Source organism: Pseudomonas sp. SED1 (assembly GCF_034044025.1).
GTDB lineage: Bacteria > Pseudomonadota > Gammaproteobacteria > Pseudomonadales > Pseudomonadaceae > Aquipseudomonas.
Genome location: NZ_JAXCIS010000067.1, coordinates 1 through 8,110 on the forward strand (window position 1 = coordinate 1; position 8,110 = coordinate 8,110).

Annotated in this window: 9 protein-coding genes and 1 pseudogene; 2 read left to right on the plus strand and 8 right to left on the minus strand. The window is 61.4% G+C overall.

Features of this window, described 5'->3' with window-relative positions:
* Positions 1-136 precede the first annotated feature (136 nt).
* From SNL23_RS10240 to SNL23_RS10275, 8 genes and pseudogenes are all read right to left on the minus strand, one after another.
* Positions 137-1,216: a sigma-54 interaction domain-containing protein gene (locus tag SNL23_RS10240; RefSeq protein ID WP_167665456.1), complete on the minus strand. Its 1,080-nt coding sequence runs from the start codon at positions 1,214-1,216 to the stop codon at positions 137-139.
* A gap of 99 nt (positions 1,217-1,315) precedes the next feature.
* The gene (locus SNL23_RS10245; protein ID WP_167665455.1) at positions 1,316-1,981 is read right to left on the minus strand and encodes a methionine ABC transporter permease; all 666 of its coding nucleotides are present in this window, start codon (positions 1,979-1,981) and stop codon (positions 1,316-1,318) included.
* A complete protein-coding gene (locus SNL23_RS10250) occupies positions 1,978-2,724 on the minus strand; it encodes a methionine ABC transporter ATP-binding protein (protein ID WP_318302193.1) in 747 nt (248 codons plus the stop codon). The genes SNL23_RS10245 and SNL23_RS10250 overlap by 4 nt, the downstream gene beginning before the upstream one ends.
* The gene (locus SNL23_RS10255; RefSeq protein WP_076015734.1) at positions 2,721-3,515 is read right to left on the minus strand and encodes a MetQ/NlpA family ABC transporter substrate-binding protein; all 795 of its coding nucleotides are present in this window, start codon (positions 3,513-3,515) and stop codon (positions 2,721-2,723) included. Before SNL23_RS10255 ends, SNL23_RS10250 begins: the two co-directional genes overlap by 4 nt.
* Positions 3,516-3,529: 14 nt before the next feature.
* Positions 3,530-4,567, minus strand: a complete 1,038-nt coding sequence (locus SNL23_RS10260; RefSeq protein ID WP_167665454.1) for an isopenicillin N synthase family dioxygenase — start codon at positions 4,565-4,567, stop codon at positions 3,530-3,532.
* Between the two features lie 86 nt (positions 4,568-4,653).
* Positions 4,654-5,172, minus strand: a pseudogene (locus tag SNL23_RS10265) (thioredoxin family protein); the annotation flags it as partial.
* Positions 5,173-5,249: 77 nt separating this feature from the next.
* A complete protein-coding gene (locus SNL23_RS10270; RefSeq protein WP_167665452.1) occupies positions 5,250-5,429 on the minus strand; it encodes a hypothetical protein in 180 nt (59 codons plus the stop codon).
* A gap of 10 nt (positions 5,430-5,439) precedes the next feature.
* Positions 5,440-5,682, minus strand: coding sequence for a DUF2790 domain-containing protein (locus SNL23_RS10275; protein WP_318302194.1), 243 nt, complete (start codon positions 5,680-5,682; stop codon positions 5,440-5,442).
* Between the two features lie 216 nt (positions 5,683-5,898).
* Here SNL23_RS10275 and SNL23_RS10280 point away from each other — a divergent pair, with 216 nt between their 5' ends.
* Positions 5,899-6,639 carry a response regulator gene (locus tag SNL23_RS10280; RefSeq protein WP_063028866.1) on the plus strand — a complete coding sequence of 247 codons (741 nt, stop codon included), beginning with the start codon at positions 5,899-5,901 and terminating at the stop codon, positions 6,637-6,639.
* Entirely contained in the window at positions 6,636-7,940 is a 1,305-nt protein-coding gene (locus tag SNL23_RS10285) for an ATP-binding protein (RefSeq protein WP_167665450.1), read from the plus strand. The genes SNL23_RS10280 and SNL23_RS10285 overlap by 4 nt, the downstream gene beginning before the upstream one ends.
* Positions 7,941-8,110 lie beyond the last annotated feature (170 nt).

An 8,110-nucleotide genomic window follows, 5' to 3' on the forward strand; every position in this document is an offset into this window, starting at 1 on the left:
CCGAGCCTAGGCGAGGAGCCGAGTGGTGGGGCAAGAGCGTTTTGGTTACTTTGCCGCTTTTTGCAAAGTGACCCTGTAAGAAGCGGAATCATAAGCCGCCGTTACCTGAATAACGGATATGTACATCATCAAAAAATCAGGGTTTCACCCGCCCCTTGAGCATCCCATGATTCACCAAAAGCGTCCGCATGGCATTGCGCGTAACCCCCAACAACTCCGCCGTACGCAACTGATTAAACCCACAAAACCCAAACGCCTCCCGCACGATCAAATCCTCGATATCGTGCAACAACGAATCCCCCGGCACCTCGAACAACCGCAGCAACTGCTCCCGTACCACTTCCTGCGGAATCCTCGGCGCCCCGCTGTTAACGCTGGCATGCATCGCACTCAGCCCCGCAGAAAACTTCAAATGCGACGGCATGATCGGCCTGTCCCCAGCCACCAAAAGCGCCAGGTGCACCACATTCTCCAGCTCACGAATATTCCCCGGCCACGGATAATCCAGCAACGCCTGGGTCGCCGACTCCGACAACATCGGCTCGGCGATTTTCAGCCTGGCACTGTAGAGCCGCCGAAAATGCTCAACCAGCGGCAGGATATCCAGCGGCCGCTCACGCAACGGCAACACCTGCACCTGCGCCACGTTGATGCGATAGAACAGGTCAAGCCGAAAGTTGCCCGCCTCCACCGCCTGCTCCAGGTCGATGTTGGTGGCCGTCACCAGCCGGATATTGATCTTGATCGGCTTGCGAGACCCCACCCGCACCACTTCCTGCTCTTGCAATACCCGCAGCAGCTTCACCTGCAACGGCAGCGGCAAATCACCGATCTCATCGAGGAACAGGGTCCCGCCATCGGCCTCTTCAAACCAGCCGATCCGCCGCCCCGAGGCCCCGGAAAACGAGCCGGCCTCATGCCCAAAAAATTCGCTTTCCGCAAGGTTCTCGCTGATGGCCCCACAGTTCACCGGCACAAACGCACCGGTGCGGCCGCTGGCGCTGTGGATATAGCGCGCCACCAGCTCCTTGCCGGTGCCGGTCTCGCCATTGATCAACACCGGCGCTTCACTGGGGCCGACACGCTGCAAATATTCGAGCAGTTGCAGGGAACGCGGGTCGGCAAAGACCAGTGCCTTGGCGCGAATCGACAACGGGTCTTTTTCGCCCTGGGGCAAAGTCAGGATCGGCGTGGGATGCCCGTGGGGACGGTTCATGAAGAGTATTTCCCGGCGACGAGGTGGAGGTACGAAGGAGAACTTTACTCAGTCATGTATATAACTAGAAATATTAAAAATTCATTAGTACATAACTGTTTATCGACGATGCGCCAGCGACCTCACGCAACGATCCCCCAGGCTTTGCACGCCCTGAACCAGCACCACCAACACGATCACCGTCACCACCATGATCTGATTGTTGAAACGTTGATACCCATAACGAATCGCCAGGTCGCCCAGGCCGCCACCACCAATCACCCCGGCCATGGACGAAAAGCCGATCAGCATCACCAGGGTCAGGGTCAACCCCGCAAGCAACGCAGGCAGCGCCTCCGGCAGCAGCACCTTGAAGATCACATGCCGAATATCCCCGCCCATGGCGACGATGGCTTCGATGCGACCCTTGTCCACTTCGTCCAGCGCGTTCTCGACAATCCGCGCAAAAAACGGAAAGGCGCCAATGGTGATCGGCACCACGGCGGCAGTGCTGCCCAATGTGGTACCGACGATCAGCCGGGTCAGTGGAATCAAGGCAATCAGCATCACCACAAAGGGCAATGAGCGGCCCAGGTTGATCACCGCACCCAGCACACGGTTCACCCTTGGCAGCGGGAACAGCCCGCCGCGGCGGCTGACAAACAGCAGCACCCCCAGGGGTAGGCCGATCAGCAAGGTAAAGACCGCCGCCAGCAGCACCATGTACAGAGTTTCGCCGGTGGCCGTGAGCAGCAGTTGCAGGACGTCGTTCCAGTCCGTTTTCATACCGCCCTCACCGCTGACAGGTTGGGTGCCAGTGACCGACCCAGGCTTGAGGCGGGGTCCGCCTGCAATTGAATCAGGCTGCCGCTTTCCACCACGCGCCCATTGGCCAGGGACACCGCGCTGTCGCAGATAGCCTTGACCACATCCAGCTCGTGGGTGATCAACACGATGGTCACCCCCAGTTGCCGATTGATACTGCGCAGCAGTTCCAGGATCGACGCGGTGGTTTCCGGGTCGAGGGCGCTGGTGGCTTCGTCCGACAGCAAATAATCCGGGCGCGCCGCCAGTGCCCGGGCGATGCCGACGCGCTGCTTCTGGCCGCCGGACAGTTGCGACGGAAACGCCAGTGCCTTGTCACTCAGGCCGACCAGCTCCAGCAATTCCTCGACCCGGGCAACGCGTTCGGCCTTCGGCTGGCCGGCGATTTCCAGGGGCACCGCCACATTGTCGGCGACGTTGCGTGAATGCAGCAGGTTGAAACCCTGGAAGATCATGCCGATGCGCTGGCGTTGCTGGCGCAGTTGCTTGTCACTGAGCAGTGTCAGGTCCTGGCCGTCCATGAGGATGCGCCCGGAAGTCGGGCGTTCCAGCAGGTTCAGGCAACGCAGCAAAGTACTCTTGCCCGCCCCGCTCCGCCCCACGATCCCGAAGACCGAACCGTCGGCAATCTGCAACGACACGTTATCCAGCGCCGGCGGCTGGCCATCGGCGTAGGTTTTGCTGACCTGCTCAACGACGATCATTCGACAGCTACCGGGATCACCGAGCCTGAGTATTTCTCGGTGATGAACTTGGCCACCTCCGGCGAATTCAGGTCCTTGGCCAGCTGTTTGATCCGTGGGTCGTCCTGCAATTTCGGGGTGGTCACGAGGATATTCGCGTAGGGATTGCCCTGGGCTTTTTCCAGCCCAAGGGCGTCCTTGGCCGGTGACAGGCCGGCCTCGAGGGCGTAGTTGCCGTTGATCACAGCGAGGTCGACGTCATCCAGGGCGCGAGGAATCTGTGGTGATTCGATCTCGAGGATCTTCAGGTGCCTGGGGTTCTCGGCAATGTCCTTCGGCGTTGCCTGGTCCTTGGCCGGATCGTTGAAACCGGGCTTGAGCGTGATCAGGCCGTTGGCTTGCAGCAGGTACAGCGCACGGCTCAGGTTGGTGACGTTGTTGGGCACGGCAACGGTGCCTTTATCCGGCACCTGGGCAAAGCTGGTGTGGCGATGGGAATAGATACCCAGCGGCTCGATATGTACTGTGGCTGCCACTGTGAATTTCTGGCCGAGAGCCTGTTCCTGGGAGTGCAGGTACGGCAAGTGCTGGAAGTAGTTGGCGTCCACATCACCGTGGGCCAGCAGTTCATTGGAGTTCACGCCGTTGGGAATTTCGATGATTTTCAGCTGCAGCTGCGGGTCGAGCTTCTGCACGTATTCGAGGATTTGCGCGTGGGGAATCGGGTCCGCCGCCACACGCAGGGCCTCGGCGGCCTGGGCGTCGAAGGAGGCAATCAGGACGGCCAGGGCCAGGGCTGTTTTCTTGAGCATGGTGATGTTCCTTATCAGGCGGACAGGGCTTGGGGAATCGTGGCGTCGGCGTAAAAGCGTTGGGCGACATCCGGATGGGAACGCAGGCGACCCTTGAGGTAGTTCCAGCCGACGTCCCGCAGCAGCGGGTTACGCGGGTCACTGGTGGGGCCGTGGGCATCGCGCAGCAACTCGGGCGGCAACTGATACACCGGCACCACAGCGTCCAGTTGCGCACCGAGGAAAAACGCCAGGGACAAACGTTCGCTGCCCAGGGGCGGCGATTCGACCCGGTGCACCGTGGCACGCAGGTAGCCGTTGGTTGCCAGCTCCAGCAACTCGCCGATGTTCACCACCAGGGTGTCCGGGCGCGGCGAGGCGTCGATCCAGCGGCCCTCCTCCACTTCCACTTGCAGGCCGGCCTGCTGGTCTTGCAGGAGGAAGCTGAGAAAGCCGGAATCCTTGTGGGCACCGACGCCCTGGCGACTCTGCTGGGCGTGGCGGCCGGGGTAGCGGATCAGCTTGATGTGTTCGTTGGGCTTGTCGCCATACAGCGGGTCGAAAGCGTTTTCCGGCAGCGACAAGGCCCGGGCAAAGGCGCGCAACAAGCGCAGGGACATCTGAGTCATCGCCTGCTGCCAGGCCAGTAACAAGGGCTTGAGTTCAGGCAACGCGGCAGGCCACTGGTTGGGACCTTGCAGGCGCGACCAGGCCGGTGAATCCGGGCCTTGCTGCAACGGCTCGCGCTCGGCGCCGAGGTCGAACTGTTCACGCAGGTCCGGCTGCCCCCGGGTGATCTCCGACGCGGTGCGGTTGTAGCCGCGAAAATGCGGGGAGTTGATCATGCCGACAGCAAGTTTGTCGGCCTCCGGCAAGGCGAAAAACTGGCGCGCCTGCTGCTGCACCTGGGTGAGCAACCCGGCGTCGATGCCGTGGCCGGTGAGGTAGAAAAAACCGATATGCCGCGCAGCGTGGCGCAGGTCATCGAGAAACTGCCCACGCTGGGCCGGGCTGCCGTCGAGCAGCGCCAGGTCCAGCAGGGGCAAGGTGTTGATTGCCAGCGGGTGCGACATTGGGTGCTCACTCCATGAACAGGTACGTGGAGTGGTGAAGCTAAACGATCTAAAAACCTCGCAATAAATACCTTTTTGGCATTAGCTTAGGTTGGCGCGTTAGCCGCCCGGGCTTCTTCCAGCAAGGCCTGGATGACTTTTTCCTGATTGTCGTAGCGGCCCTCGCCAAAATGGCTGTAGCGCACTTTACCGGTGGCATCGAAGAAGTAATGGGCCGGCCAGTACTGGTTATCGAAGGCGCGCCAGATCCGATAGTCATTGTCGATGGCCACCGGGTAATGGATGTCCAGCTTCTTGACCTGGCTGCGTACGTTATCCAGGACTTTCTCGTAGCCGTTTTCCGGCGTGTGCACTCCGATCACCACCAACCCGTCCTTGGCGTACTTCTTCGCCCACTGATTGACGTACGGCAGGCTGCGCTGGCAGTTGACGCAGTCGTAGGTCCAGAAATCCACCAGTACCACCTTGCCCTTCAGGCCCTCGGCCGTCAGCGGCGGCGAGTTGAGCCAGGCCACCGCGCCGTCGAGGGACGGCATGCGCTCATCGGACTGGTTGAAACTTTCGGCATCGACGTTATTGATCAGGTAGTTCACCGCCTTGGGCACGCCGACCAAGGCAACCACCAGTGCCAACAGCATCAGGCTTTTTGAGCGGCGCAGGTATTGGATGAAATTCATGGGTGTCACCTCGTGGCCGGGGGTGTTTCGGCGCGTTTGCGACCCGCGCCGTTTTGCGCCACCGGCGTGTTCTGGAAGCAGGTTTCACTGCCGGTGAGTTTTTTCGCGGTAGCGGCGTTCACATCCGCCGCCACGCCCGCCATGGAAAATGCCAAGGCGCTGAGAAAGCTGTTGAGTCGGGTCATGGCAGTCTCTTCAGCTGCCTTCAAGGCAGTTGCTGGAAAATTTTCGGTAGTCGAGGACGTGGCGCTGGCCCTTGGAATCCAGGTAGGTCAGGTGCGAGTTGACGATGCCGCACAGCGCGCCACCGGACTCTTCGGAGATCGACACCACCTGGTGGATATCCGGCTGGCTGGCGGTGGTTTCGGCATGGGCGGCAACACTCAGGCCAGTGAGTAAGGCAAACACGCAACTGGCATAGGTAGCTTTGATAGTCATGGGTGGTTCCCCGGGGGTTCAAGTGGGCCGAGGCGGATTACCTCGATGGGCTCATTTGAACCTTGCGAGGTATCCGGATTGTGTCGGCCAAGCCCGGATTTTTGCGTCGATGTGTATCTCGTCACTGCCAGATACACTGCAATACAAAGGGCACAAGGCAAGCCCACCGACAGTGGCTAGACTGCGCATCAATGACTATTCAACGAGGAAGGCAGCATGGATCACGTCGATCACATTCTGATTGTCGATGACGATCGGGAGATCCGCGAACTGGTGGGCAACTACCTGAAAAAGAATGGCCTGCGCACCACCGTGGTGGCTGACGGCCGGCAGATGCGCAGCTTCCTCGACACCACCCCCGTGGACCTGATCGTGCTGGACATCATGATGCCGGGCGACGACGGCTTGCAGCTGTGCCGCGAACTTCGGGTGGGCAAACACAAGGCCACGCCGATCCTGATGCTCACCGCGCGCAACGATGAAACCGACCGCATCATCGGCCTGGAAATGGGCGCCGACGATTACCTGGTCAAGCCCTTCGCCGCCCGTGAACTGCTGGCCCGCATCAACGCCGTGCTGCGCCGCACGCGGATGCTGCCGCCAAACCTGGTGGTGACCGAAAGCGGCCGGCTGATCCGCTTTGGCCGCTGGCGCCTGGACACCACCGCCCGCCATCTGCTGGACGAAGACAACACCCTGGTGGCCCTGAGCGGCGCTGAATACCGCCTGTTACGCGTCTTCCTCGACCATCCGCAGCGCGTGCTCAATCGCGACCAATTGCTGAACCTGACCCAGGGCCGGGACGCGGACCTGTTCGACCGCTCCATCGACCTGCTGGTCAGCCGCCTGCGCCAGCGCCTGCTGGACGACGCCCGCGAGCCGGCCTACATCAAGACCGTGCGCAGCGAAGGCTATGTGTTCTCCCTGGCGGTGGAAATCCTTGGGGACTCGGCATGACCCTAACGTTCCGCTGGCCGCGCACCCTGGCGGCGCAACTGTCGGTGATTTTCATCGTCAGCCTGCTGTGCGCCAACGCCCTGTCGTTCAGCGCGCAGTTCTATGAGCGCTACGTGAGTGCCCGGAGCGTGATGCTGGGTAACCTGGAGAACGACGTGTCGACGTCGATCGCGATCCTCGACCGCCTGCCCGCCGCCGAGCGCGCCAGCTGGCTGCCGCGCCTCGACCGCAACGCCTACCGCTACCTGCTGAATGCCGGTGAACCCGGCGAGCCGATGGCCAGCGACGACGTGCCCATGGCCGCCACCTCGATTGCCGATGCCTTGGGCGAGCATTACCCGCTGACCTTTCGCGACATCCCGGGCCTGCAAAAACACTTCCAGGCGCACCTGACCCTGGCCGATGGCAGCCCGATCACCATTGATGTACACCCCAAGCCCATCCCGTTTGCCTTCTGGCTGCCGGTGGTGCTGGTGCTGCAGTTGTTGGTGTTGCTGATATGCACCTGGGTCGCCGTACGCATCGCCATCCGCCCGCTGACACGCCTGGCACGGGCGGTGGAAACCCTCGACCCGAACGCGCGCCCGACACCGCTGGACGAAACCGGCCCCACCGAGGTGGCGCATGCGGCGGCGGCGTTCAACGAGATGCAGAAGCGGATTGCCGAGTACCTCAAGGAGCGCATGCAGATTCTGGCGGCGATTTCCCATGATTTGCAGACGCCGATCACCCGCATGAAATTGCGCGCCGAGTTCATGGAGGACTCGGTGGACCGGGAAAAGCTCTGGAGTGACCTGGGGGAAATGGAGCATCTGGTGCGCGAGGGTGTGGCTTATGCCCGCAGTGTGCATGGGTCCACCGAGGCCAGTTGCCGGATCGACCTGGATGCGTTTCTCGACAGCCTGGTGTTTGATTATCAGGACATGAACAAGCAGGTGAGCCTGACCGGTAAAAGCGCGGTGGTTTTGGATACGCGGCCCCATGCGTTGCGTCGGGTGCTGGTAAACCTGGTGGACAATGCGCTGAAATTTGCCGGGGCGGCGCAGTTGCAGGTGGGGTCGACGGCGGCGGGTGAGCTTTCGATCAAGGTGCTGGACCGGGGACCGGGGATTGCGGCGGATGAGCTGGTGCAGGTGATGCAGCCGTTTTATCGGGTTGAGAGTTCGCGTAATCGCGGCACCGGTGGTACTGGGCTGGGGCTGGCGATTGCCCAGCAACTGGCGGTGGCGATTGGTGGGGAGTTGACCTTGAGCAATCGGGATGGAGGTGGGTTGTGTGCCGAGGTTCGGCTGGTGCTGTGACTGGGCATGGGCTGAGCTGGGTTGCGTGTATATCCGTTATTTAGGTAGCGGCGACTATGGGTTCCGCTCTTACAGCGGCTCACTTTTGAACAGCGCAAAAGTAAGCAAAACGCTCTTGCCCCACCACTCGGCACCTCGCTTGGGCTCGGTGTGCCCGCACTCCGGCTTTG